At 51.2% G+C, this 26,180-nt stretch carries 19 protein-coding genes; 3 read left to right on the top strand and 16 right to left on the bottom strand.

What is annotated here, in order from left to right:
• Positions 1-57: 57 nt before the first annotated feature.
• The 15 genes from AC2A1E_RS12225 to AC2A1E_RS12155 all read right to left on the bottom strand — a co-directional run bounded on the left by AC2A1E_RS12225 (position 58) and on the right by AC2A1E_RS12155 (position 19,747).
• Positions 58-585, bottom strand: coding sequence for a fimbrial protein (locus AC2A1E_RS12225; protein ID WP_484383970.1), 528 nt, complete (start codon positions 583-585; stop codon positions 58-60).
• A 496-nt stretch (positions 586-1,081) separates the two neighbouring features.
• Complete coding sequence (locus AC2A1E_RS12220; RefSeq protein ID WP_459401483.1) at positions 1,082-1,630, bottom strand: tyrosine-type DNA invertase; 549 nt, start codon at positions 1,628-1,630, stop codon at positions 1,082-1,084.
• Between the two features lie 989 nt (positions 1,631-2,619).
• Complete coding sequence (locus AC2A1E_RS12215; protein WP_484383969.1) at positions 2,620-4,317, bottom strand: ShlB/FhaC/HecB family hemolysin secretion/activation protein; 1,698 nt, start codon at positions 4,315-4,317, stop codon at positions 2,620-2,622.
• Positions 4,318-4,397: 80 nt separating this feature from the next.
• Positions 4,398-7,217 carry a two-partner secretion domain-containing protein gene (locus AC2A1E_RS12210; RefSeq protein ID WP_484383968.1) on the bottom strand — a complete coding sequence of 940 codons (2,820 nt, stop codon included), beginning with the start codon at positions 7,215-7,217 and terminating at the stop codon, positions 4,398-4,400.
• Positions 7,218-7,903: 686 nt separating this feature from the next.
• A complete protein-coding gene (locus AC2A1E_RS12205; RefSeq protein WP_484383967.1) occupies positions 7,904-8,638 on the bottom strand; it encodes an SDR family oxidoreductase in 735 nt (244 codons plus the stop codon).
• Between the two features lie 5 nt (positions 8,639-8,643).
• Positions 8,644-8,892 carry an acyl carrier protein gene (locus AC2A1E_RS12200; protein WP_459401479.1) on the bottom strand — a complete coding sequence of 83 codons (249 nt, stop codon included), beginning with the start codon at positions 8,890-8,892 and terminating at the stop codon, positions 8,644-8,646.
• Positions 8,893-8,906: 14 nt separating this feature from the next.
• Positions 8,907-9,710: a hotdog family protein gene (locus AC2A1E_RS12195; protein ID WP_484383966.1), complete on the bottom strand. Its 804-nt coding sequence runs from the start codon at positions 9,708-9,710 to the stop codon at positions 8,907-8,909.
• 2 nt (positions 9,711-9,712) lie between these two features.
• Positions 9,713-10,963 (bottom strand): beta-ketoacyl-[acyl-carrier-protein] synthase family protein, encoded by a 1,251-nt coding sequence (locus AC2A1E_RS12190; protein WP_484383965.1) that lies wholly within the window; start codon positions 10,961-10,963, stop codon positions 9,713-9,715.
• The gene (locus AC2A1E_RS12185; protein WP_484383964.1) at positions 10,956-12,359 is read right to left on the bottom strand and encodes an efflux transporter outer membrane subunit; all 1,404 of its coding nucleotides are present in this window, start codon (positions 12,357-12,359) and stop codon (positions 10,956-10,958) included. Before AC2A1E_RS12185 ends, AC2A1E_RS12190 begins: the two co-directional genes overlap by 8 nt.
• Positions 12,359-14,314, bottom strand: a complete 1,956-nt coding sequence (locus AC2A1E_RS12180; RefSeq protein WP_484383963.1) for an ABC transporter permease — start codon at positions 14,312-14,314, stop codon at positions 12,359-12,361. The genes AC2A1E_RS12185 and AC2A1E_RS12180 overlap by 1 nt, the downstream gene beginning before the upstream one ends.
• Positions 14,307-15,491, bottom strand: coding sequence for an efflux RND transporter periplasmic adaptor subunit (locus AC2A1E_RS12175; RefSeq protein ID WP_484383962.1), 1,185 nt, complete (start codon positions 15,489-15,491; stop codon positions 14,307-14,309). Before AC2A1E_RS12175 ends, AC2A1E_RS12180 begins: the two co-directional genes overlap by 8 nt.
• Complete coding sequence (locus AC2A1E_RS12170) at positions 15,491-17,638, bottom strand: peptidase domain-containing ABC transporter (protein ID WP_484383961.1); 2,148 nt, start codon at positions 17,636-17,638, stop codon at positions 15,491-15,493. The genes AC2A1E_RS12175 and AC2A1E_RS12170 overlap by 1 nt, the downstream gene beginning before the upstream one ends.
• Positions 17,639-17,662: 24 nt before the next feature.
• Positions 17,663-18,610, bottom strand: coding sequence for a lysophospholipid acyltransferase family protein (locus tag AC2A1E_RS12165; protein WP_484383960.1), 948 nt, complete (start codon positions 18,608-18,610; stop codon positions 17,663-17,665).
• Positions 18,610-19,290, bottom strand: coding sequence for a DsbA family protein (locus AC2A1E_RS12160; protein ID WP_484383959.1), 681 nt, complete (start codon positions 19,288-19,290; stop codon positions 18,610-18,612). Before AC2A1E_RS12160 ends, AC2A1E_RS12165 begins: the two co-directional genes overlap by 1 nt.
• Positions 19,291-19,501: 211 nt before the next feature.
• Positions 19,502-19,747, bottom strand: coding sequence for a DUF4762 family protein (locus AC2A1E_RS12155; RefSeq protein ID WP_484384034.1), 246 nt, complete (start codon positions 19,745-19,747; stop codon positions 19,502-19,504).
• A gap of 1,125 nt (positions 19,748-20,872) precedes the next feature.
• Between AC2A1E_RS12155 and AC2A1E_RS12150 the strand changes: the two genes are divergently transcribed.
• From AC2A1E_RS12150 to AC2A1E_RS12140, 3 genes are all read left to right on the top strand, one after another.
• Complete coding sequence (locus AC2A1E_RS12150; RefSeq protein ID WP_484383958.1) at positions 20,873-21,958, top strand: efflux RND transporter periplasmic adaptor subunit; 1,086 nt, start codon at positions 20,873-20,875, stop codon at positions 21,956-21,958.
• Positions 21,958-25,038, top strand: a complete 3,081-nt coding sequence (locus AC2A1E_RS12145; protein ID WP_484383957.1) for an efflux RND transporter permease subunit — start codon at positions 21,958-21,960, stop codon at positions 25,036-25,038. The genes AC2A1E_RS12150 and AC2A1E_RS12145 overlap by 1 nt, the downstream gene beginning before the upstream one ends.
• Before the next feature lie 147 nt (positions 25,039-25,185).
• On the top strand, positions 25,186-25,560 hold the full coding sequence (locus tag AC2A1E_RS12140; RefSeq protein ID WP_484383956.1) for a lysozyme inhibitor LprI family protein: 375 nt from the start codon (positions 25,186-25,188) through the stop codon (positions 25,558-25,560).
• Positions 25,561-25,708: 148 nt separating this feature from the next.
• On the opposite strand, the gene AC2A1E_RS12135 is transcribed toward AC2A1E_RS12140, so the two are convergent.
• On the bottom strand, positions 25,709-26,180 hold a 472-nt coding region (locus AC2A1E_RS12135; protein WP_484383955.1), incomplete at its 5' end, for an autotransporter outer membrane beta-barrel domain-containing protein.

Raw genomic sequence — 26,180 nt, 5'->3', positions numbered from 1 at the left:
GGTGATTCCCCCCTGACCAAGCTTTATGCTGCCCTGGTGAAATCAGGCAGACAAAACTTACGGATAAATAATGGAGAAGGTGGTAACAGCGTTAGCAACACCAGAAGTCACATCTGCTCTAGTTGAAACATAGCGAGCAACAAAATCTAAGGTGTTAACAGCGGTGCCACTAACTAGTGGGTAGCTAGCCGATGGCTGGAACAGTTTGACCACTTCACCAGTTCTATCAGTGATCTGGACACCAACACCGGTAGCAACCCCAGTATCTTTGATCAAAGCAAGTGCAGAGTTATTTGAGCCTTCAGCTGCAGTACCATCAAAACTTACTTGAGCAGAAGTGATAGTCGCTGGGCAGTCAGTCAACTTCAGTTGAAAAGATGTAGCAGCTGCAGTAGCGCCAGCTTTTGGGAATGCGGTAATACCAACGCTACCCAGCTTGACATCGAGGTTATCGGTACCACCAGTCACAGTACAAGGGTTAGGGATGATGCTCCCTGTAAAATTAATCTGTCCATTTTCAGCGAATGCACTGGTGGTAAACGCGGAGGCAGCCAACATGGCAACGGCAACAAGATTCTTGTTCATACTACTTTTCCTTTAAAATAATGCACTTCAAGCGCGCACTTGTTTATTTTGACATGACCCTATGTCATTCCTTTTTATTTAGTCCAGTGCCTGGAAACACCCTCCGTCAATAGGTATTGAGCGTCGTTAACCTTTCCAGCCAAACGATTCATTTTGAACTAAAGTGACTCCTTTAGCCTAAAACTCTGCAAGCCACAATTAAAACAATAAACAACAGAATATTAAACAAGATAAAAGGTTATTCACAGGATAAAAAACCTGTTAAAAAATGAGCTATTTGATTGCAGGGTTTTAATCTTGAATGAATCGAGAAAAAACTGAGATTTCCCTGTGACTTTTTGGGGATTTACATTCAATTAACTTATTGTTTTATATTGGGTTTTGTTGTGAACATAAAATATTGAATCGTTAGTGTTGACATTATTTTTGAGCATCCTTAGAGTATGTTGCAATTTAGTTCAAAGTGACTCATTAGACATATTTAATTACGTGCCAATCACCATACTTCCTTAAACCTCCTAGCATTGCTTGCGGTATATAATACCGTATTCTGAATGTTCCTATGGCCAAGAAAATCCTGAATCAAACGCGTATCAATTCCTCTATCTGCCAGCGCGAAACCGCAGCCATGACGAAGCATATGTGGATGAGCGTTCACCTCTAAATTTGCTGCTTCACTGTAATTACGAATTAACCAATAAATTCGCTGACGTGATAAACGAGAGCCCCGGTTAGAAAGAAACAACCATTCACTGTCCGCACCTCGGTAATGCTTTCTTTTTGCCATCCAACGCTGTAAACATTTCCTTTCGCGGACATATAAAGGGTGAATTGTCGAGAAGCCATTCTTCAACCGATGAATATAGATATTCCCCCCTTCGAGATCGATATCAGACAAGCGCCAACTGTTAATTTCGCTCACTCGACATCCGTGGATAAAACACATCCAAATCAAGCAGTAATCGCGTTCAGGATTCTTTCCCCTAAGGGTTGCCTCAAGCAACTTCTCCACCTCTGAAGGTGTTAAATGCTTACGACTGGTCATAGTGCCTCGTTAATCTTCACAAAGAAAAATGTGGATTTCTTTTTCCTTTGTCATTTCCACAATAGCTTTCAGGAGCCTTGACTCCTGCCTCCGGATAACATCCTGAATCCTGAGTAGAGTATAGCCGATAAGCTTAAATGTAACAGCCATGATATTAGTGCAGCTGAAATATCAACCTGAAAGCTTAAGCACTCCTCATGTAAACGCCAAATTAAACAATCAAGAGAAACATTAGCAAGTTAACTAATATTTATACATAGCGGGTAAAAATTAAAAAAGATAACTATTTGTAAATAACCATACGGCTGGATTAACGAAAATATTTTACTCTGTGAATAAGCAATCGATGTAAATCAATGCTACTACTGTCTATTAAACCACCAAAAACCACGTTACATCGTTATAAAAAAACCAAGGATACCAACGCAAAAAACAGGACAATACCAATAAAAATAAGAGAATTATCCTTTATACATGTAGTGAGAAACCCTACCGTTTCTCAAATTAGTTGTTCACCTGAGGGGAATCGAGCAAAATTAAACGATCTTATCAATCGTTAAAAAGAAACAACCAGCCCAACCCGTGCTGAAACATGCAGCTCGCCACCTATTGCCTTACCGATTGAAAATCAATCCACGCCATCATAGATAAAATCCAAGAGTAAAATATATGATACTGATATTTAATGAAAAAATATCAAAACCCACTTATTCCCAGCTGTTTAAAGCACAGAAACTCGAGTCTGTTGCGAAGATGGGGCTGATATCCCCAAAAATCAGTACCGATGGGTCGCTATATTAGAAAAAATGCAAAAGAAATGAGTCAAAACACTAACGCAAACACTCTATCTATCAGGGTTCGCATCAGTGTTGTTGATGTTTATTTCAGATTAATGCCATTATGAAGGATAAATTCTATTTATTGAACAATACCGTAGATACTTCAACGCCCGTTTGGTCGCTATGCGAGCGTTGAAGCGAGCCTTCACGCTAAAACCCCTGTGAAGCCTGGAGCCACATCTGTGGTTGACCATCCTGCTTGCTGTCACTGTCATCAGGATGATTCACTCGCCACGCCAGTTGCAATGAAACCTGACGTTTGTCACCAAACCAGCTGGCACCGGTTCCTAGCGCACCACGTTGTTGGTGATTTTTATCCGCTGTCCACGGCGACTTACTGGTTTTCACTCCGCCATAGTCAAAGAAGGTTTTCCACTGCCAGGCCGGGGTTATCGCGTAGCGCAACTCCAGATTGGTCATCCAACCCTGATCGCCACTGGCGGTGCCGGATGAATAAGCCCGTACGCCATTGACGCCTCCCAGTGAAAATTGTTCTGAGGAATCCAGGTTTTTCGACGCTAATTGACCGCTGAACTGAGTGTAGAAACTCCAGCGTTCACTGAGCGCTTGCAGCCGCAAGGCGGTCAGATTGAATTTGCTGAAGCTACCCGCGGTATGCGCGGTTTTGCTGTCATTCTGTGCGGTAATTGGATCGGTAATTTCCAGATTACCGCTGCTGACGCTGGCAGAAACAAAGTTCAGCCCACCACCGCCGAAAGCATCCTGACCGTTGGCGCTGAGGCCGGCGGTCCACAACTGGCTATTTTTGTGGCTTCTGCTGTCGAATAAGTCGATGTCATCCCGCAACCGTTTATCGTCAAACTGCAACTGGCTACTGACGGTCAGAGTTCGGCTTCTGTACAAAGGTTGAGAAATATAAGCACTGGTGGTGCGAGCATTACCGTGTGCGTCCAGATCGGCAAAATCTTTGCCCAAGGAGTAATCCATATTGGAGTAGGAAGCGCCTACGCGGGTAAACCAGCGGTTCACCGGAACGTCGTACGACAGAAAGTAATAATACTGCCGTGCATCACTGGCCAAACCGCGCAGGCGCAGGCGATCTCCTAATCCTAACGGACTGTTGACCGAGACATCGGCATTCAAACGGTTTTTGCCGGTATATTTGCCACCATAGTTATCCAGATCGAGATTGCCGCTAAACAAAGGGGCAGGCTTGGCTTCCACCAGCAGATCGGCAGCCCCGGCTTTTTTGCTGGTCAGCAGGGTCGAGCGGGCCTGCACGCCGGGGGTATCATTCAGCAATAGCAGAGTCTGTTGCAGTTTACCGGCGTTAATCGCTGCATCGGGAACAATCCTGCCGATCAGGCGATTCAAAGTAGCATCGGAAAGGCGCGAACTGTTCTCGGTTTTGATCTCGCCGTATTGCGCTTCCAGTATGGCGATCTTGACTATGCCATTTTCAATCTCTTGCTCTGGCAGATAGGCGCGGTTGAGCACATAGCCACGCTGCTGGTAATAGGTAGTGATACGCTGCGCCGCTTCATAAAGTTGTGGCAACGTGAGTTCGCGCCCGGTGTATGCCTGCAATTGCGCCAGCAGAACCGCGTTGGGAAACAAAGTATTGCCGCTCAGGGTAAAAGTGTTCACCTTGACCGTCGGCTGTTCAGCGTTGGCGGGCTGAACCGGTGCCGGTGTGGGCGGAGTGGGTAAACCCAGATCTGGAGCAGTTGAAGGAGCCAGAGTTGGCCGACGAGTATCGATCTCACGCAGGCTTTGCCCAGCATCCGGTATGCTTGGCGTTGCTGCCTGTACGCTGCCGAATCCCAGCAGCAGAGGGAGTAAAGGCCAGGTATTGCGTGGCAGGGAATTCTTTTTATTGTTTATCATTGTGTTGTCAAATCAGGTGATGGTGAATAACCAGTTATAGGCAATAAAAAGCCTGGCTTGCGCCAGGCTTAATTTAGGTATTACAGACCGCAGTACAACTGACCGGTACAGGCTTTGCCATTTAAGGTGCCGTAACCGTAGGAGTTGGTGATAACGCTTTTTTCACCGGAAGCAGGGAAAGTGGTGAAATAGCTATATCTCTTGAAATCGCTGGCACCAACCAACGCCCCGATGTCGCTCTTCCCTGTTACAGCGCCATAAGCTTTGGAGTTGGCAATGGTGCTAACGAAACTTGTTCCTGCCAAGCCACCGACACTGCTGCCACCCCCGACATTACCGGTGGCATAAGCATCTTTGAGATCCGAATATTCAAAAGTGCCAACCAATCCACCTGCACTAATACTATCCGTGTAACTTGTAACCTGGCCTGTAGCATAAACATCGCTAAGTGCAGAGTTTCCAGCATAGCCAACCAACCCACCCACATCGGTCCTCTCGTACAGCGTACCTGATGCATAGACATTACCTGATGCATGTGCATTACTGAGCGTCATCGATGAAGCACCGCCGATCAACCCACCAACCCTACTGCCCCCCATGACATTGCCTGCGGCATACACATCGCTGAGTTCAGAACCGTAGGCATTACCAATCAACCCACCTACATTTTTAGTGCCCTGCACACTACCTGATGCATGAGCATTACTAATCACCTTCCAAGAAGATTCGCCAATCAACCCACCAACCCCGTCATTACCGACCACATTCCCTGTTGCATAAATATCACTCCACGTATTCATGTGAAATGAGGTACTTGCATAGCCGACCAATCCGCCAGTAGCCCATCCAGTGCCGAAAACATTACCTGTGGCGTAAGAATTACTGATATTTACGCTCCCCTCACCAGTAATGCCAATTAAGCCACCAACATAGTCGCCGTTGCCATTAACAGTGACGGCAGCATAGGAATTGTTGATCTCGCTAGGCTGTGGGTTTTCTCCACCAGGGGCCCTTGAACCATAAGCTAGTCCGATCAAACCGCCGACTCTGCCATTGCTGCTCGTTACCGTTCCAGTGGCATAGACGTTGTTAATATCTGCATTGTTGGTGAGTCCAAATAACCCACCGGTATAACTGGAACTACGCTGAGGGACCAACATATTAACATTGATATTTTCTGCATAAACATCGTGAATACGAGCTCTCATATCGAAACTACCTACATGGCCAGCCAGAGCTCCCATCAAAATCATTGTTGACTCAGAATTGTTATCTATACTCACTCTGGTATCAATCAAACCCAGATTGCGTACTTCTCCCATCAATGCACCAAATAAACCCACATACAGACGGTCAGAATCTCCGAGCGTCCGCCCCGTTTTAATATTGAGTTGGTTAATGGTGTTCCCTAAGCCAGAAAATACGCCACTAAAAGCATTATCCCCTAAATAAACATCACTCCCAATCGGCCTAAACCCTGCCCCCTGCGCCGTTGAACTGGCATCGATGGTATTGCCCAGCACATAGTAGCCCGCCAGATCGTTTTCCATCGCCTGTAGCTGAGCCACATTCTGGATCACGGTATAGCTTTGGCCATTATTGCTGAAGCTGGCACCCTGGCCGGAAAGGGTGACACTTTTCCCTTTAGCCAGCACATAGTCGCCGCCTTCAATAAAGGCTACGCCCGCATTTTTGCCGGTGGCTTTCAGGTTGGCATTCAGCACGATGTTATCCTGCGCCGCCAACAGCAACTGGTTGGCCGTGCTCCAACTGATATCGTTGGCCAGCGTGAGATCGCTGCTGTTACTGATCAGTTCAACATTGCTGGTGCGCAGGCTATTGGTGACAGCACGGGCCGAGACTTTATTGCTGCTGGTGCTGTCATTCACGTTCAGCTTATCGGCGGCCACGGTCCAAGTGCCGGTCTGGCCGCCAAAACCACGGGTATCAACGCTAGCACTGGCGCTGACGTTGACTAACTGGCCGCTGGTTTCGATATTGCCACCGTTACCCTGATCGGCAGTGCTAGCATCCAAAATGCCATCCACGTTGACCAAGCCCTGTTGTCCACCGCTCAGGACGATCTTGCCCGATTTATTGCTCAGGGTTTGCGCCTGAATGGTGCCGGTGTTATTCACCACGGTCTGCAACACGTTGCTGTTGGCATAGGCGGCACTCATCACTACCTGGCCGCCATCGGCCTGAATAAAGCCGCTGTTTTCCGCCAACGCATTGGCTGCCGCCCCCGTCACCTGGATGTTCACCAACCCATCACCGCCAAAATCCAGGGTGGTGGCTTTACCGGCCGCCAGCTTCACACTGCCGAGATTAGCCTGAATATTCCCCTGGTTGCTGACCTGGCCGCCCAATAACACCACCGCACCGCCGTCTTTAGCAGTAATGGTGCCTTGGTTGACCACGCTGGCCGGGCTGTTACCGCCGCTGAAGTTGTATTTACCGAGAGAGAAGTTGGTGGTGGTTAAGTCTTGGGTAGAGGCCACTAACCCGCCAACGTTAACCTGGGCGTTGCTGCCAAACAGCACGCCGTTCGGGTTAACCAGGAATACGCGGCCATTGGCATTTAACTGCCCCATCACCTTGGAGCCTTCCGTTCCCACCACCCGGTTTAATGCAATCGAGTTGCTGGTCGGTTGCTGGAAATTAACCTTGTTGCCTTCGGCAATATTAAAGCTCTGCCACTCAATCGCCAGCTTATCGCTGCTCTGATTGATCTGCATTTGTTGGTTGGCAGGCTGGCTGATGGTGCCGCTACCATATTTCACCGCGCCACCGGCGGGTAGATCGGCCGCATAGCTGGAACTGAACGCCAGACTGCCCAGAATGGCAAGCGTGAGGCGGTTTAATGAGGTATTGCCTATCGAGCTAATTATTTTACTCATGAATAACATCTCCATCCGAGGAAATAGAAATAATATAGATAAAGCCAATTTAAACTCTGGATAAGAACAATCATAATGAATACCTGCCATAGGAACTGATCTTTCACAGAAAAATAAGCGGCAGGCGAAGACAATCTAGTAGAACCATTTTGTTATGTCCATGTTTTTTGCCGTATATTTATTTCTATCAAGGAATGAGAATATTTGTATATCGAGGCATCACTGGCACCAATGAAATAATTACATTAGAAATTACACTTTATCGACCAGATCAGGGGGGATTAAAGCATATCATGCTGATATTGATTTAAACCTACATCTACCACCCTGTGTTCTAAAGTAAAAAACACACCAGGTAGAGTTAAAAAACGCAGAGGAATACAAGCAAGAACTATCCCAGCAAATCGCCGCACTAACGATAGAAAAGCAAATCCGCTAATAACTATAATAATTAATTCGTTGCGATTATTTATTATAAAAAATACACCATATACAGGATTATTCTTGTTTTATTCAAGTGATAAACCCAATAAAAACCTATTATATTTATCGATTTTCAGTGTTCGGCATAGTCGTATCTGCAGGCCGTTTGAAATACGCGGAGTGTAACAGAAGGGAAGATCGGGCTTTAAAAGAAAGGTGGGGTACGTGAGATACCCCAACACAGTAATAGGCAAGACACGGGTTCAGACGGTCAAACCGCCATCAAGTATCAGGGTTTGACCGGTCATATAGCGGCTGTCATCGCCAATCATAAATACCGCGGCACGAGCCACTTCATTGGCTTTCCCCAAGCGGCGCAGTGGGATTTGCTTGCGCAGCGCTTTCAGTGCTTCGGCGGGGATGGCGTCCGTCATATCGCTTTCAATAATGCCCGGCAGCAGGCAGTTCACCCGGATGCCAAAGCGTGCGACTTCCAGCGCCAGTGAACGCCCCATACCAATCATCGCCGCTTTGGTGGCAGCATAGGCCGTTTGCCCAATGTTGCCCTTGATCCCGGAAACAGAAGACATCAATACCAATGCCCCCTCCCCCTGCGCCAACATAGCCGGCAGCAAGTGCCTGTTCCAATAGAAGATGGCGTTCAGATTGGTATCCATCACCTGCCGCCAGTTGTCGCCGTTCTGCTGAATATGCAAGCCGTCAAGCGTGATACCGGCATTGTGGATCACCGCAAAAGGTGCACCGAAACGCGCCAGCAACTCTGGGGCAACCCGGTTCACCGCCTCTTCGTCGCTGCCATCGCAGACGCAACTTTCTACCCAGCCGGGTAAACCGGCGCAGGTGGCAATCACCTCAGCACTCTGCGCTTGGCTGTTGCGGCAGGTAAATACCACATTCCACTGTTTAGCCAGTTCTTCCACCAGTGCACGGCCAATGCCCCGGCTACCGCCGGTCACTAATACCCATTGTTTAGTCATAGGAATTATTTCGGCTGTTCTGCCAACATGTGGCACAGCTCACCCAGCGTCATTTCCGGTTTATCGATAAACATTTCGGCGCTCAAGGTCGCGCCAAACTCGCGCTTGGCCAGAACCATCAATTCGACATAGTCCAGACTGTCCAATTTCAAGTGGTGCAGCGGCATCTCGGGTGACAGATCGGACATTTCCAGATCTTTCGCATCACAAATCATTTCGCAAACGGTGCTGTAAACCTGTTCGTACTTTTCCATTTTTATATCCTTATTTAATTACCGGCCAACGGCCATGTTTTCAATGTTACTGCGGTCGTTATCAGCGGCTGCTGCTGCACTCTGGCCTGGATCTCCGTACGTAATACAAAACCGCTGTCTCTGTTGCCCATGATGAGCATCGGTTGGATGGCATAATCCAGATGATCCACCAGGTGAAAATGCGCATCAGGGCGCAATAATTTTGCGCTGAAGTGAGTTTCATGATGCGTCTGCACCACCGGGATCTGGGCAAACACCTCAATCAGCGTCGCCGCCGTCAGCTCCGGCAAGGTGTCAGTCACCATCGCCAGGGTTTCCGGTGACTTCACCACCAATTGAAAGAGTAATGCGTCAAAAAACCCCCAGATCTGGGCAGCATCTGACGCCTCCCCCGGAAACTGCTGGCTCAGCGCCATCACCTCAGCAAGAGGGAGCCGATGCTGTTGCCCGCAGTTCGCCTGCACCAACGGCTGAGCCGCCGCTAATTTGCTGCTGAAGCAGCACTCTTGCGTGGCACTGTCGAGCAGTTTGCCGGTGATTTGCTTACCGCTTTCAGTAATCTGTAGCTGATACGGGGTATGGCAAAGCACCGGGCGGCGCAGGCGCGTGCTGAAGGTATAAAACGCGTCCTCTGGTGTCGCAGCCAGCAGCGCTGCGCTCAGATGGCGTTTCATATCCAGCATGGCGCGCATACCGTGGACGCTTAACTGCTCAGCCCCCATGTCGCGCACGTACTGCAGATCAAAATGGATCGGGTTGTAATCCCCGGAAAAGGCCGCCCACTCTTCTGCATCACGCACCGTATAGTTGAGGTTCATGCTCATTCCTGCCCGATCACCAATGCCGCATTGGCGCCGCCAAAACCAAAGCTCAGATTCAGCGTGTTCTGCAATTTGGCCGGGCGGTGTCCTTCACTGATGTAATCCAGGTCACATTCCGGATCGGGATTATTCAGGTGGCAGGTAGCCGGCATCAGTTGATGCTTCAATGCCTGCAAGCAAATGATCGATTCAAAACTACCGGCTGCCGCAATCAGATGCCCAGAGTAAGACTTGGTGCTGGAAATCGGTGTGGAATAGGCGGCTTCGCCCAGCGCCAGTTTAATCGCCTCGGTTTCGTTCAGATCGTTGAGCGGCGTTGAGGTGCCATGCGCATTGATGTAATCGATCTCAGAAGTGGCCAAGCCAGCCTGTTTCAATGCATACTGAATGGTTTTTACTCTGGCAATCTTGTCTTCCGCAGGCGCGGTGAAATCAAAGGCATCAGAATAGTTACCATACCCTTTGATCTCACCCAGAATGGTCGCGCCCCGCGCCAATGCGGCTTCACGCTCTTCCAGACACAATACGGCAGCGCCTTCGGACAGCACGAAACCGTTGCGATCGAGGCTGAATGGGCAGCAGGCTTTTTTGATGTCTTCCTGTTCACGCGCCAGCGCGCGCAAAATATCGATGTTCCAAACGGCGGCATCGGTACGTAACGATTCCCCCGCACCGGCCAGCATCATGGAAGCCCGCCCGCTGCGGATCACTTCAAACGCATCACCAATGGCGATAGTACCGGTGGCACAGGCGGCGATCGGGGTGTTCTGGTAACCACGCAGGCCCCAATAGAGACTACAGGCCGCCGTGGCCGCATTAGGCATGGTCAGGAAACAGCCAAACGGCGAGCCCAATCCGGTACGCAGATAATCTTCATAGTTGCTGTGTGTTTCATCCTGACCAGCCCAACCGCTGCCGATGATGGTGCCGCAATCCAGCAAGTCGTAATAATCTGCTGGAGTCGCACTATCAAACGCCATCTCCATCGCTTCACGCGCCGCACCCAGCACCAAGCGGGCAAAACGCGGCAAACGGCGACGGATCGCCGCAGGGATCCCTTTCAGGTTGGGTTCGTCGTCAATCAGCCCCATAAAGCAGGACTGGATGCCCGCATGGGATTTATCGTAACGACGGTAACCTAGCTGGTAATCCATCATTGACGCCCAGCTTTGCTCCGCACTCATCCCCATTGGGGTGACCGCGCCATACCCGGTAACGACCACACGACGTGGCAAAGCATCTTTATTCATGATTTATTCCTTTCCTATCATTGTCTTTTTCCACACCGCCGCCCAATGCCAGCCACAGCGTCATGGTGGAATTGAGATAGTTGTATTGCAGTTGCGACAGATTGATTTTGCTGGTCAACAGGGAGTCTTCAGCATCCAGTAACGTCTGGAAGGAGACGGCCCCCGCCTCATATTGGCTCTTTGCCAACGCCCAGCGCTGTTCGGCAAGCTGCATATTCTGTTGCTGATTAGTGCGCTGTTGCTGATAACTCAGGCGCTGCGTCATGGCGTTATCCACATCGGACAGCGCACTGTAAACCTTGCTACGAAACGTAATCGCCGCCTGCTGAACGTCCAACTCCGACTTCTCGATGGTCAATTGCACTTTATTCCACTGGATAAAGGGCAGCGCGGCGTTAGCTCCCAGCGTGCGGTACGGATTACTGAACCACTGCTGGAAGATGGCACTGCCCGCCCCTAACGTGGCGCTCAACGACAGCGTAGGGTAGAAACTCAGGCGTTCAACGTCGGAACCGGCCAAGGTAGCGCGCAAGCGAGCCTCTGCTCCCTGCACATCCGGGCGGCGAGCGATCACGTCCAGCGGTAAAGTCTGAGCAATCGCGACATTTTGCGTCATATCCAACGAAGCCCGCTCAGGCTGGCGATCGGTCGGCGCACGGTTGAACAGGATCGCCATGGCGTTACGTGCCGCCTCACGCTGCTGTTGCAGGTTCTGATATTGATTTTGACGATCGAGCAGCGATTGCTGTGCCTGCAACAGCTCGATCTGCCCGGCACCACCAGCCCTGTAGCGTGACTGGACGATCTCCAGCGTTTGCTTACCAATCTCCAGACCCGCTTGCTGATGCACAATCTGCTGATTCAGGTTGGCAATCTGCCAGTAGAGCTGTGCGGTGGTGCCAATCAGCGTTAACGCCGTATTTTGCCGATCCTGCTCCGACGCTTTAACTTGCCATTCAGCCTGTTCACGCGCCCGCGCCAGTTTCCCCCACAGATCCAGCTCATAGCTCAGACCAACCGAAGCCCCGTAAGACTCCACTGGCTCGCGGTTTTCCCGCAGATTCTTGGTGTTGCTGGCGCTGCCATTCACCGTAACATCCGGCGTCAAATTGGTATTAGTCAACCCGGCGGCCAACCGCGCCTGCCGCAGCTGCAAGCCAGCAATCGCCAGATCGTTGTTGCTGGTCAGCACCCGGCCAATCAGCGTCGAGAGTTGCGGATCGTTGAAATTATCCCACCAGTGCTCGGTCTGCTGCAGAAAACCAGAGCCAGTGTCTTGCACCCGCCACTGTTTCGGCACCGACAGCATCGGCTGTTGATAATCACTTTTCACCAGGGAGCCGCAGCCGGTCAGTAACAGTGAGATCGTTATGGCTAGAGAAATTTTATTCATCATTACTCGCGCGCCAGCGCCTCCGTAGGGTGAAGACGCGCCGCGTTGCGCGCAGGGAAAAAGCCGAACCCTAAGCCAATCAGCGCCGAGAACCCGCAGGCGAGCACGATCGGTGGCCAGGTGAAGATCATGGTGAATTGCTGCGTGACCTGGGCAAAAATCACCCCGGCGATCCCGGAACCAATGATGCCAATCATGCCGCCGAGCGAGCAGATCACCACGGCTTCAATCAGGAACTGACGCATAATGTCAGCCGGGCGCGCGCCCACGGAAAGGCGGATACCGATCTCATGAGTCCGCTCGGTGACCGACACCAGCATGATGTTCATCACGCCAACGCCACCCACCAGCAGCGAAATGCCCGCAATGGCGGTAATCAGCAGCGACATCGAATCCGACGCTTTGCGCATGGTCTCCGTCATCTGATCGTTGGTCTGAGTGAAGAAGTCACGCTGCCCATGGGCCTGCTCCAGCAACCGCTCCACGTCTTTTTGCGCTTCACTCAGCGAGAAACCGTCACGCAAACGCAAGGTGATCGATTCAAGCGGCATACTGCCAGACATCCGTTCCAATAATGAGGTGTAGGGCATCCACGCCCCCAACATCATACCGCTGAATTTTCCCCCTTTAGGCTCAGCGACGCCGACAACCCGATAGGGTGCGCCCGCAAGCTGGATAATTTGCCCTTCGGGCTTCTCACCGCTTTCAAACAGCGTTGAGCGCAGATCGGGATCGATGATCACCACCGGCTCTCGCCCCTCCAGATCGCTCTGGGTAAAGCCGTTACCGGAAAGGAAACGCAGACCACGCACGCGGAAATAGGCATCACTGACGCCAGAGAGCGATACAAAGGCCTCTTTCCCGCCGCGGATGGCCGTAACGGAGTTGCGGATCACCGGGGAAACGCTATCGACGTAGAGTTGGCGCGCTAACAGCTCAACGTCTGAAAGCTTCAGGGAACGGGCAAAATCAGGACGAGGTTTATCCCAACCCAAACCTGGGCGGATCTCCAACGTGCTGGTGCCAAGCTGGCTGATTTGATCGAGAATACTTTGCCGGGCACCTTCGCCGACGGCCATGGACGAGACCACGGAAGAAATGCCGATAATAATGCCCAGCATAGACAGGAAAGCCCGCACCCGATGCCCAAGCAGCGCACGCCAAGCCATCTTGACCGCCTCTTTGACGCTCTGCCATAACTGCGCGCGGCCGGTAGCTACCGCCACCGGTATCGCCGGTTTGTTTTCCAGCGGTGGCATAGTTTCATTGCGCCGGTCGGCGATAATCTCACCGTCGCTGATTTCAATTATGCGTTGTGCCTGGCTGGCAACGTCGCGATCGTGGGTGACAATAATAATGGTGTGGCCGGACTGGTGCAGCGAATGCAGGATCCCCATCAGTTCCTGCCCACTGGCCTTGTCGAGCGCGCCGGTAGGTTCATCGGCCAGAATGATTTCAGCACCGTTCATCAGCGCACGAGCAATACTGACTCTCTGCTGTTGCCCACCCGAAAGCTGCGCTGGTTTGTATTCCATACGCTGCTGCAACCCGAGCCGAGTAAGCAAGTATTCGGCGCGCGTTTGCCGTTCCGCTGATGGCATTGCCGTGTACAAGGCCGGAATAGCGACGTTCTCTGCCGCACTCAGATACGGCATCAGGTGATAGCGCTGAAAAATAAATCCGATGTACTGGCTTCTTAATTGCGCCAGTTGTTCACTGCTGGCCAATTGCGTTGAGATGCCCTTGATGCGCATCTCGCCTTCTGTCGGTTTGTCCAGGCAGCCAATGATGTTCATCAGCGTGGATTTCCCCGAACCGGAAGCACCAATAATCGCCACCATTTCGCCACGCTGAATGGTCAGCGAAATATCCTTCAACACTGCCACCGTCTGTAGCCCGGAGATAAAGTGGCGTGAGATACCGCGCAGCTCAATGAGTGGCGAACGCTGATCATCCATGGCCCACGCCCCCGCCAGACTGTTGTGGCAGCACTACGCGTTCGCCCTCTTTCAGCCCCTCGGTCACTTCAGCAAACTGGCCGTCGTTGGTCCCTACGCGGATCCAGCGTGATATGGGTTGATCATCCTCCATCACCTGTACCTGGTAACGACCTTTCTCTTGCTGCGCGCCCAATGCGGCAATCGGCACGCGCAAGGCATTCTTCGCCTGTTCGGTGATAATAAACACCTGTGCGGTCATTGAAGTACGCAACACGCGTTCGGGGTTGGCAATCGCAAAAATACCGTTGTAGTAAACCGCTGAAGGCTGCTGATTCGTCGAGGCCGATAAGTTACTTTCCTGTAGGGCATCATTCGGCGCTTCCTGAATCGAACCCATCACGCTGTCATAACGCTGTTTGGGATCCGCCACCACGTAAAACCATAAGGGTTGCCCCACGCGCACTTTCAGAATATCGGTTTCAGAAATGCGAGTGTGAACCGTCATGGTATCCAGATTGGCCAATACCAGAATGGTTGGTACGGTCTGAGACGAAACAATGGTTTGCCCTTCTTTGGTGACAATCCCCAGCACTTCACCGTCGATCGGCGCCACGATCCGGGTAAAGCCCAGATTAGCCTTGGCGGTTTCCAGAGCCATCTCAGCCTGCACAATCTGTGCCTCGTTAACCTTTAACTGCGCTACCTGGGTCTGGAACAGCGCCTGCGCCTTTTCAAGATCGCTTTTAACACCGGATCTATCACGATCCAGCTTCAGCTGGCGCTTCAGCTCTTGCTGATATTGGCGCAGTGTCGCTTGAGTGACCTGTTTCTGGGCCTGAGCACTTTGCAGTGCCGCTTCTGATTTGCGTAATTCATTCTGTTGTAGCGTAGGATCGATCTCCGCCAACAACTGCCCACGGGTAACGCGATCGCCCTGTTTCACATACAATTTGGTCAACTGCCCGTTAACCTGTGCACCGACGCTCACCTGCAATGAAGGTTTCAGGATGCCGGTAGCCAGCACGGTTTTCTCAATATTACCCTGTGTCACCACTGCGGTATTTAGCGTCTGCGCCTGCTTGGGTACTGTGAAATACCAGACCGCAGTACCAATCAGCACCGCCAACACCAGCAAACCAATCAGTTGCATCCCACGGACTTTTCGTTTACCCACGCTCGGCACGATAGTTTTCATCAGCACACCGCCGTCGTCAGAACTGGTTGGGGTTCAAATTCTGTAACAACACTCTCTATGTGGCCACCTGACATACGGTAGACCCGGTCAAACATCGGCAGCACACTCTCGCTATGCGTCACGGTGATCAGGGTTTTATGGTATTCACGACAGTGCGCCAACAGGGTGTCCATCACCTGATGTGCGGTCTCTTCATCCAGATTGGCAGTCGGCTCATCCAGCACCAGAACCGGACGATCGCTATACATCGCACGTGCCAACAGCAGGCGCTGGCGCTGGCCTAATGACAACCCGGCATGACTTTCGCGTATCAACGCATTCAGGCCACCCGGCAGTTTTTCCACCACCGGCGTCAGGTTCAACCCCTTGAGTGAGTGTTCAATGCGCCGATGTTTATGCTCGTCAAACTGGTCATCAAACAGCGTGATGTTCTGCAGTACCGAAGCATTAAACAGAATATCTTCCTGACTTTGCAGGAAGAACAGGGCATGGACCTGACGGTAATCGACCGGCTTGCCATCCACAATCACCTCCCCTTGCTGCGGAGGCATCAGGCCAGTCATCACTTTCAGCAAGGTGCTTTTGCCCGCACCTGACTCACCCACAATGGCAATACTTTGGCCGGGTCTCAGCGACAACGAGAGATCCCTCAGCACCGGCTGTTGGGCATCATAGGCAAAAGCAATATTGTGATAACGCAGTTGTGAAGTGAACGTCGGGATCGGAGCAGGAACGGTATCATCTGATTCATCACGCTCAGGCAACGCAGGGAACAAATCGCGCGCACGCGTGTCGATCACGTGAAGCTGGTTTTTCTGCAGAATGGCATAGAAAATTTTGGTGATGTACGAGGTAAAAATCTCACGCACAAAGCTGTAGGCAAAGAACTCACCCAACGTAATAGTACCGTTTTTCAGCAGCGGCAGCGCCAGGAACATAAAGCACACCATCTCCAGGCTGCCAATCATCTGATACATACTGCTTTTCACCTGTTCATACACTTTCTGCTGCTGACGGCAGGTAAATAATGACAGGGCATACTTGGCAAACAGGCCCTTGCGCTGGCTGTCCAGACCGGCAGATTTAATGGTGGAGAAACCTTGGATACTCTCCAGAATAAAGTCGCTCTGCTCGGCCGTTTTGACCTGCATCTGCTGGGTATAAAAACGATCGCGATAGATCGCCCAGACGCTGACCAAGCCCATCAGCGTGACGCCAATGCCCGACACCATTGCCAACAGCGGGCTCATGTAACACATCACCGACAGGGCAATCGCACCGATGATCCAGTCCGTCCGCAGGCCGTTATCCAACTCGATTTTGATCCCGGAAGCCATTTGCCAGTTGGCAAAACGGCTGAACACTTCACCCGGCGCACGTTTATCGAAAAAGTTCAATGAGTTGCTGAGTAACCGCGAGAAACCGGCCACGCTGTTTACCACCACAAAACGTTTGATAAACCGCTCGGTGATCCAGCGCACGGCAAACGCCAGCGTGGTCGACACCACAAACGCCAGCAGGAAGTAGAAATACGGGAAATCGGTTTCACCCGCCGAGGAGAACACTTTATTGATGGCACTGCTGACCATCGTCGGCATGATAAACAAGGTTAATGAAATCAGAAACGCCAGCACCATCAGCCGGTAAATACCGGGAATTCCGGCGGTTTCTTTCAGGCTCATGCACTCCATGGCGCGAGAACGCGTGCTGCGCTTCACGTTGGCCAGCGCCTGGGGATCGGCCTGCGTCTCACGGTCCAACACCAGCGCATAGCCGCTGATTTCCCGCTTTAAAGACTCTATCGGCAGCAGTTGCTGACCAATCGCCGGGTTCATGACGCAGACGTAATTCCCCTTACGATAGGCCAGCAAGACATAGTGGCTGGCACCGTAATGCAGAATCGCTGGCAGCGGTAACTCGGCCAGTTCATCATGTTCAAATGCCACCGGGTAAGCAGGCATCGCCAATTCCGACATAATGGTACACAGCGTGGCCAACGAGGTGCCGTGCTGTGAAGCCGGATAGCGTTCGCGCAAGCTTTCCAGCGGTGCACTGATCCCCTGCGTCTCGGCCATCATGGAGATACAGGCCAACCCACATTCATTCGTTTCGCCTTGAAAGACCAGCGTCGGGATTATCTTTTCCATGATCTGACTTCTTAAATTTCCAGGTTATTCATTGATAAAAAATAACGAATGTGAGTGCCAAAGCAGCCAGTCTTCCGGGTGCCGGGTGATTGATGCTTCAATAATATCAGGCAACTCTGCTTTTAAACGACGCGCAGGTACCGGCGGATAAATATGAATTTTTATCTCTTTGTCATAATACAAATAATAAAAAACCACCTGCGCTGATAGCGCTCTGGCAATACGAATAACGCCACTGTGCACATTAGCGGGGCGATTAAATAATTTACAATGCAATTTCGCCGTTTCCGCGTCATTGGTATTCACGGTATAGTCCGGCGTGATATCGGGGAAGATAATAATGTTACGCTGATGATCCGCCGCTTCCATCATCGCCGACATCAAATTACCGGCAATCGCGCGGTTATCATCGTGGATTGAGCAGTAAGACAGGTTAACCCCCCCCTGCTGCCGCGCTCTTTCATTGTATATTTCGGCACTAACAGAGACGATCACCGTGGCCTGGCCAGGATAGGCGGCACCGCCCACCATACCGGCCAACACATCAGACACCATATGCAACGGCGCCAATACCACCGGAGACCCCGCCTGATGTAAGGGTTCAACCACCGCGTTAAGCTCGGCTTTACAGCGCTCTAGCTGAGCCATCACCTGTGAGTTCTGGCCAAAGGTGGCCGCCAGCTCCAACAGGCGACGGCGCTGACTGATTTTGACAAAATCAACCTGACGCTCGTCATCGAGCAAACACTGTTTATTGGCAGCAGCAACAAAGGCACGATGACGCTCCCCCCGATCGCTCAACTTCAGCCAGCGACCCACGGCCGCTAGCCCAAGTAACAACCGGTAATCGCCATACCGCAGCATCCAACAAATCACCTTACCGTGCGCACGGCGGATTGGCTTGAAACTCCGCGCTATTGTTGTGAGAAAATTTCTCCACGCCAAATAAAACCACACGGCAAATAAGCGCATTATTGCTCCAGCGGTTTGTCATGTTGCAACAACGACAGCAGGTTATCGATAAACTCAGGGAATTCCCGATCCTGCTGTGCCAACCATTTTTTATTCACAATAAACGTCGGTGTTGCATTGATTTTGTAATACTTAGCGACGTCAGTCATATAATTCAGCAGATCTTTAACTTGCTGTGACTGACTGGCTTTGGTGTAGGCGGCCAGATCAATACCGTTGTCTTGCAACCAGCGATCGCGATTCTGTGAGTTGCTCAGGTCAATTTTATCTTTGATAACGGCTTTATAGGCACTTTCACGGTATTTCGGCTCAATACCCATCACGGTGAGCGTGGCAAACAACGGTGCCGTGTTCGAGAATGCGCCCATCCGATCGCCATTGACGTGCAGGCGGATCAGCTTGGAACCCTGCGGCATACGCGCGTCTAATTTATCAACATTTTCTTCATTGATTGAACAATAATGACAAGCGTAGGAGAATAACTCGACGATGCTGCTGTCGTCCTTGATAGGACTGTTTTGCACCTCTTGGGCGCTAACCGAATGCAGGCTAGTCTGCTCTGCACCATTACCGGAATTCTGATTAAGAATAAAATAGTGGAAATAAGCGGTTGTTATCAGAGAGGATACTACAATCACAAAAAGAGTGTAGGCGATGAGATACAGGGGTTTTTTAAACATAGACGGTACGTCCTAAGAAGACATATTAATTAACTCTTATAACAGGAGGGACAGTTATTGTCTTTTTCAGCACGCTTGCGCCACTGATAACACTAGCAGCAATTACATCCCTGTTAAAAAAAGCACATTACCTAAACAGGCTGATGCGAAAAAAACACGTCACATCAGCACTGAAATTACATCCTGAAATACAGGAAGATTAACCTAGTAATTAGCCTGGGATGATTGCACCACAGTTGGCAACATCAGTAGGTGCAGAATCAGAGCTTACAACTTTGCCATTTTTGTCTACGCAAGTTGTTACTGCGTTACAAACTTCGAGTGACTCTCTGACGTACTGAACGCTACAAGTTTTGCAAGTACCGCCAACGATTGAATTAGCTTCGAACAAATTAATCTTTTTCACAACATCATCCTTATATAAAAGTGAAATAAAACCAACCCTAGCATTGTCCATCATTATGATAGAACAAATCTACGCTTGATATAAAGGCACAATAGAATGCCTTTATTAAAGCGTAGGATTAAGGGGGTTATTTACGTTCCATCTACAGCGGGGATAAGGATAGCGTGACGCCTAAGTCAGATCAATACAATTTTTCTCGCAGATAACACCCTGTTCATAAACTGTTTAATTATTAATACAGGATATTTCTCGTATTTTCTTAGTTTAAATCCTTTGTATTGTCTAACACCATTTAATTAGCTAAAAAATTACAAAATATAATTACAGGATATTTCTTATAAATAAAATCTATCGGCAGTGATATTGCTAAAATATTAAAGGAAATCTGAGAACGTACCTGTCGGGACTTTCAGCGGATGGCACTTACCTTCTTGCAGCATCGATACCTGAAACTACTGAAGAAAGCCTATCCATTAAGTAGGTGTATTCAAACAGCAAAAGCGGCACATATGTAAGCCCCCTGCCAGTTAAGAAAAATCTCAACTTGATATCGGCCTCAGTCCTTTCATTAAGTGGACAAATCTCAGATCAATCGTGAGGGCAACCAAGGTGTCACTCGTTCCTGTGAATGCATCACCATACCACAGGCGTTCTCACTTCCCGGCAGCATGGGTCTGAGCAGCATGAAATTGTAACCTGATAAAGATAATTTCATCTCAATGGTTGCAGGCGCACTAAACTTGTAAAAGCCGCGAGTGATTGAAACTCAAGGAAACGATTGCGCCCCAGAGTGCCGTAACAGAGCCATGGAAATAATAGATTTGCCCTGTCGCCCTACGGAGTTATGACCTACTCTCGTAAGAGCAATAGACAAATTCAGTAGCATAAAGAGGAGGATAAAGTCGGTGAAGTTGTTGGCTCTGAGTGCTGGAGGCGGCGGGATGGTAGCTAGGTGATCCGCCTGTCGTTTAGGTTCCCTGATGATCTATGGTGTGGTTGTACCTTTTTGAAAGTTTAACTCGTTGCCTGTTGCCCATCCAAACAGATGCCACGAGTCGTTTATATTCTCGCCATTGCGGGCGTGAATAGAGGGCCGGAGCAGGCCCAGACGAGCGATAAACCACAGCGCCTGTGGGTTCATCGCTCCCTTAAAATCTGATCCAAAGAGATTGCATCGTGAATATAAAACTTGTTGCCGTTGTGCTTTTCACACTGTTCCTTTCCGCCTGTGACCGAGGGACGCCTGAAAATAACGAAAACGTGCGTCCGGTCAGCATTTTTGATGTTGTAAACAATGCTCAGCAAGGCGTGCGCATCTTCCCCGCCAGGATCGTGGCCGGTGATAGAACCGATCTGGCCTTTAAACGCCCCGGTCAATTGCAACAGTTGCTGGTTCGTGAAGGTGAACGAGTCAGACAGGGGCAGTTGATTGCTGAACTTAACAGCAATGATGCCCGATTGCGCCTCAAAGATCGCCAAGCCACCTTCGATTTGGCACAGGCCCAGTTCAATCGTTTCGCCACACTGAGCGCACGTAATGTCATTCCACGTGCCGAACTCGACGTGCAGCGTGCCGCTCGCGACTCCGCTCAGGCAGCGCTGAAACTCGCGCAGGAAGAACTGAGCGACATGCAAGTCCGTGCGCCTTTCGCGGGTATTATCGCTGCGGTTAATGTGCGCAACTATCAGGTGATCCCGGCAGGTCAACCTATCGCCACCTTGAACGCGTTAGATTCACTGGATGTCATCTTCAGCATTCCTGAAAACCTGTTTACCCTCATTGATGCGGATAATGCGAAATACCAACCTCGAGTGATCCTGAATAATTTACCTGGCCGTGAATTTACCGCTCAGTATAAAGAACACACCACTAGCACCACGTCAGGATCCTTGACCTTTCAAATGACGCTGAGCATGGCTCGCCCACAAGACTTGCCCCTGCTTTCCGGCGTGAGCGGCAGTGTAAAAATAAACCTCGGTAACCTGGCTAACGCGGCGCCAAGCAGCAATGTAGTGGTGCCCGTAGAGGCGGTATTTAACCCGGATAATACACCGCGTAATCAGCCACACGTATGGGTGGTGAAAGAAAAGGATGGGAAACTCTTTGTTGAATCTCGCCAGGTTGAAACCGGGCAATTAACCGCCAATGGCATTCAGATCGTTTCCGGTCTGGCCGATGGCGAACGGATCGTAGCAGCCGGCACCCGTGAATTGCGCCCAAATCAAGAAGTGCGCGCCTGGGTTCGTGAGCGAGGTCTGTAATGAAACTGACAGAGAACTTCATCAACAACGGCACCCGTATCTGGCTGGCGATCCTGCTTCTGGGTATTGGCGGTGTGATTGCTTTTCTGAATATTGGCAGGCTGGAGGATCCGGCTTTTACCATTAAAACGGCGGTGGTGGTCACCCGTTACGAAGGTGCCTCTGCTCAGCAGGTTGAAGAGGAGGTCACCCTGCCGCTGGAAAACGCCATCCAGCAACTGCCCTATATCGACAACGTGACCTCTATTTCCAGCGTGGGGTTATCGCAAATCACCGTCAATATCCGTGCTGAATATGGTGCGGCAGAACTGCCACAAATCTGGGATGTGCTGCGCCGTCGTATCAATGATGCCACCGTACGTTTACCACCGGGTTCCAGCCCGCCGATCGTCAATGATGATTTCGGTGACGTCTATGGCTTCTTCTTCTCGCTGCATGGTGCCGGTTACAGCAATCAGGAACTGCGCAACTTTGCCGAACTGCTGCGCCGTGAACTGGTAGTGGTTCCCGGCGTCGGTAAGGTCGGGATTGTCGGGATCGTGCCGGAAGAGGTGCAGATCGAAATCTCCCGCGCTCAGATGACCGCCGCCAATATTATCCCGCAGCGGTTGTTCGATCTGTTGAGCCGGCAGAACGTGGTGTCCAACGCCGGGGATCTGCTGGTCGGCAGTGAATCCATCAGGCTGCACCCAACCGGGGAGTTTTCCAACGTACAGGAGTTGGGTAACCTGCTGATCAGTGAACCGGGCAGCGCCAAGAGCGTATACCTGCGGGATATCGCGACGATCACTCAGGGGTTCACCCACTCACCTAACAATATTTACCGTGCTAACGGCCAGCCTGCGCTGTCTATCGGCGTCTCTTTTACGCCGAACGTTAACGTGATCGTGGTGGGGGAAGCAGTCAAAGCCCGTTTAGCCCAGTTGCAGGCCGAACGCCCGGCGGGGATGGATATCAGCGTCTTCTACGATCAGTCCCATGAGGTGGAAGGGGCGGTAAACGGCTTTATCATGAACTTCCTGCTGGCACTGCTGATCGTGGTCGGTACCCTGCTGATTTTCATGGGGGTGCGCAGCGGTTTGGTGATTGCCGCTTCGCTGGCGCTGAACGTGTTGGGCACGCTGTTGATCATGAAGCTGTTCAACATCGAGCTACAGCGGGTGTCACTCGGGGCATTGGTGATCGCCCTGAGCATGCTGGTGGATAACGCCATTGTGATTGTCGAAGGCGTGCTGGTGGGGCGGCAACAGCGCGAAAGCACCCTGCAAGCCATCAGCAATGTGGTGAAACGCACCATGTTCCCACTGCTGGGAGCCACCATCATTGCCATTCTGGCGTTTGCACCGATCGGGTTGTCCAACGACGCGACCGGGGAATACTGTAAGTCGCTGTTCCAGGTGCTGTTGATCTCACTGATGCTGAGCTGGTTTACCGCACTAACGCTGACGCCGGTGTTCACCAAGTGGGCGTTTGAAAAGCAGAAAATCGCCGAACCCAAAGAGGGTGAATCGGCCAAAAACCCTTACGATGGCTGGTTGTTCCGCGTCTATCGCAACCTGCTGAGCAAACTGCTGAGCCAGCGTGCCATTACCCTGGCAGTGCTGGCAGCGCTGATGGTGGCTTCGGTGATCGGTTTTGGCAGCGTACGCCAGAGCTTTTTCCCGCCCTCCAACACGCCGATCTTCTTTGTCGATATCTGGCTGCCGTATGGTACCGATATCGCCTATACCGAGAAGATCGCCGCTCAGATCGAACAGCACATCAAGGAGCAACCAACCGTCAGCGATACCATGGTCACCGTTGGTCAGGGTGCGATGCGTTTTATGCTCACCTATAACGCACAGCGGCAATATTCCAACTATGCGCAGGTGATGGTGAGGGCCAAACAGCTGAACCAGATCCCGGGCATGATCGGCCAAATAGAAGCCTATGTGCGCGAGAACTACCCGCAGGTCAACGCACAGGCCAAACGCATTATGTTCGGCCCCTCCAACAACAGCTCGATCGAAGCACGCTTTATTGGGCCGGATCCGAACGTGCTGCGCACGCTCGCGGCCAAAGCAGAGAAAGTCGCCAGTTCAGATCCGAATGCCGATGGCGTGATGCATGACTGGCAAGAGCGCAGCAAGGTGATTCGCCCGCAATTCTCCGACTATCTTGGCCGTGAACTGGGGGTGGATAAACGCGAAATCGACAGCGCGTTGCGTATGAGTTTCGGCGGCGTCACGGTCGGGCTTTATCGCGATGGAACCCGGCTGATGCCGATTGTGCTGAGAACGCCAGATTCTGAACGGCTGAATGCCGAACGGCTGAACGACGTGATGATCTGGAGCCAGGCAAGACAGGCGTTTATTCCTATCGATAACGTGGTCAGCGGCTTTAAAACCGAATGGGAAGATCCATTAATTATGCGTTTGGATCGCAAGCGGACTTTGACGGTGCAGGCCGATCCAAGCACCCAAAGCGGTGAAACCTCCGCAGAGTTGCTGCAACGTATTAAGCCGGGGATTGACGCTATCACACTGCCACGCGGCTATAAACTGGAATGGGGCGGCGACTATGAAAGCACCAAAGAGGCGCAGGCCGGGCTGTTTACCAGCCTGCCGGTCGCCTTTGTGATCATGTTCATTATCACCGTGCTGATGTTCAGTTCGCTGAAAAACGCCGTGGCGATTTGGCTGACGATCCCACTGGCGCTGATTGGGGTCACGCTGGGCTTCCTGCTCACCGGTATCCCGTTTGGCTTTATGGCGCTGATCGGCCTGCTGAGCTTGAGCGGCATGTTGATTCGTAACGGTATTGTGCTGGTGGAAGAGATCGGCCTGCAACGCCAGGAGAAACCGATGCTGGAAGCGATTATTGATGCCTCTACTTCGCGTTTACGCCCGATCCTGCTGACCGCCTTTACCACCGTGCTCGGCCTGGCACCGCTGCTTAGCGACGCCTTCTTCCAAAGCATGGCGGTGGTCATCATGTTCGGCCTGGGCTTTGCGACAGTGCTGACGCTATTGGTGCTGCCGGTTATTTACAGCTGTATGAACTCCGACAAGCAAAAGGTGGCGGCTGAAACCGAAGCCTGATTGCCCCCCACTTACCCAGCCCTCTTTAGCAGTAAAGAGGGCTTTTTTATGCGAACCACTATTCACTGATAATTTTTCAAGCTATTCCAATGCACAGCATTGGTTTACTGTGTGCGCGGATCAAGACAAAACAAGGAGAAGTGCAACGTGATTAAACAAACAATTCTGGGATGTTCACTGCTGTTAGTCTCCGCCGCCGCGCTGGCGGGCGGATGCGACAACCCACGTAATGCTTATGACAGAACCTACTGTGCGTCACTGGAAATGGTTCAGTTGGATCAGGAACTGAATGTGCAATACAAGAAAGTGATGGGTTTGCTGAATCAGCAACAAAAGCAGACCTTGAAGCAATCGCAGGTTCAGTGGCTACAAAGCCGGGATAACGAATGCAGCGACGGCGCGCGTCTGTTCCTCGATTGCTCAAACAAAACCATGCAGAGCCGGATTAATTTCCTGAAAAGCGTGGAGCGTGAGTGCAAGAGCACCGGTTGTGACAGTAATAAACTGGCTCAGCAGCAATAATCCGGTCTGGTGCCCCAATCTTCAAATCATTATTGAGATAAAGGGATAATGCCCCAAGCCAAACTCTTAATTCGACTTGGGGCATTATCCCTTTTAGCCGCTGGCTGCCCGAACCGGCAGCCAGCGTTTTCTTACCCTCTTACTGCGATTAGAAGCTGTATTTCACCCCCAGCATCGCCGCCTTGTCATCGTACCCTTTCTGCCCTATCTGCTGGGTCAGGTTACCCCACACGCTGAAATTATTACTCAGTTTGCCTTCCGCACCCACTTTCACTTCAACCAGATGGCGACTGCCGGTCTGCTGGACTCCCAGACCATCCGAACTCACCCCAGGCAGGCGGGTGTTCTGGATCCAGTTCAGGTCCAGATAGGTGGTCAGAATGCGTGACGTGTCTTTCCCCATCAGCGTGTCGTTCGACAGTTTGGCCCCCAGACGGGTCTGCAGATTGTTATTGCCGCTCTGCTGCACCAGAGAGCCGTTGTTTTGCAGGTCGCTCATCTTCGCCCCGTTCAGGGTCAACTGCGCCTGCGGCGTGATATAGGTTTGATTCTCCTCACCGTGATAGATTTCAATCGGATAGCCGCCTTCCAGCGAGGTGCTCACGCCACGCAGACGGTAG

The sequence above is a fragment of the Serratia sp. HNCC26DJ206 genome (genome assembly GCF_057180605.1).
Note: the sequence above shows the minus strand (reverse complement) of the source record. Positions and strands in the feature narration are given on the sequence as shown.

Bases quoted from the DNA above. Each gene is read 5' to 3' on its own strand.
- AC2A1E_RS12215 (WP_484383969.1), bottom strand. From the start codon at position 4,317: ATGATAAACAATAAAAAGAATTCCCTGCCACGCAATACCTGGCCTTTA.
- AC2A1E_RS12170 (WP_484383961.1), bottom strand. From the start codon at position 17,638: ATGGAAAAGATAATCCCGACGCTGGTCTTTCAAGGCGAAACGAATGAA.
- AC2A1E_RS12225 (WP_484383970.1), bottom strand. From the start codon at position 585: ATGAACAAGAATCTTGTTGCCGTTGCCATGTTGGCTGCCTCCGCGTTT.
- AC2A1E_RS12160 (WP_484383959.1), bottom strand. From the start codon at position 19,290: ATGTTTAAAAAACCCCTGTATCTCATCGCCTACACTCTTTTTGTGATT.
- AC2A1E_RS12220 (WP_459401483.1), bottom strand. From the start codon at position 1,630: ATGACCAGTCGTAAGCATTTAACACCTTCAGAGGTGGAGAAGTTGCTT.
- AC2A1E_RS12205 (WP_484383967.1), bottom strand. From the start codon at position 8,638: ATGACTAAACAATGGGTATTAGTGACCGGCGGTAGCCGGGGCATTGGC.
- AC2A1E_RS12165 (WP_484383960.1), bottom strand. From the start codon at position 18,610: ATGCGCTTATTTGCCGTGTGGTTTTATTTGGCGTGGAGAAATTTTCTC.
- AC2A1E_RS12175 (WP_484383962.1), bottom strand. From the start codon at position 15,491: ATGAAAACTATCGTGCCGAGCGTGGGTAAACGAAAAGTCCGTGGGATG.
- AC2A1E_RS12185 (WP_484383964.1), bottom strand. From the start codon at position 12,359: ATGATGAATAAAATTTCTCTAGCCATAACGATCTCACTGTTACTGACC.
- AC2A1E_RS12210 (WP_484383968.1), bottom strand. From the start codon at position 7,217: ATGAGTAAAATAATTAGCTCGATAGGCAATACCTCATTAAACCGCCTC.
- AC2A1E_RS12190 (WP_484383965.1), bottom strand. From the start codon at position 10,963: ATGAATAAAGATGCTTTGCCACGTCGTGTGGTCGTTACCGGGTATGGC.
- AC2A1E_RS12155 (WP_484384034.1), bottom strand. From the start codon at position 19,747: ATGGACAATGCTAGGGTTGGTTTTATTTCACTTTTATATAAGGATGAT.
- AC2A1E_RS12195 (WP_484383966.1), bottom strand. From the start codon at position 9,710: ATGAACCTCAACTATACGGTGCGTGATGCAGAAGAGTGGGCGGCCTTT.
- AC2A1E_RS12180 (WP_484383963.1), bottom strand. From the start codon at position 14,314: ATGGATGATCAGCGTTCGCCACTCATTGAGCTGCGCGGTATCTCACGC.
- AC2A1E_RS12200 (WP_459401479.1), bottom strand. From the start codon at position 8,892: ATGGAAAAGTACGAACAGGTTTACAGCACCGTTTGCGAAATGATTTGT.
- AC2A1E_RS12145 (WP_484383957.1), top strand. From the start codon at position 21,958: ATGAAACTGACAGAGAACTTCATCAACAACGGCACCCGTATCTGGCTG.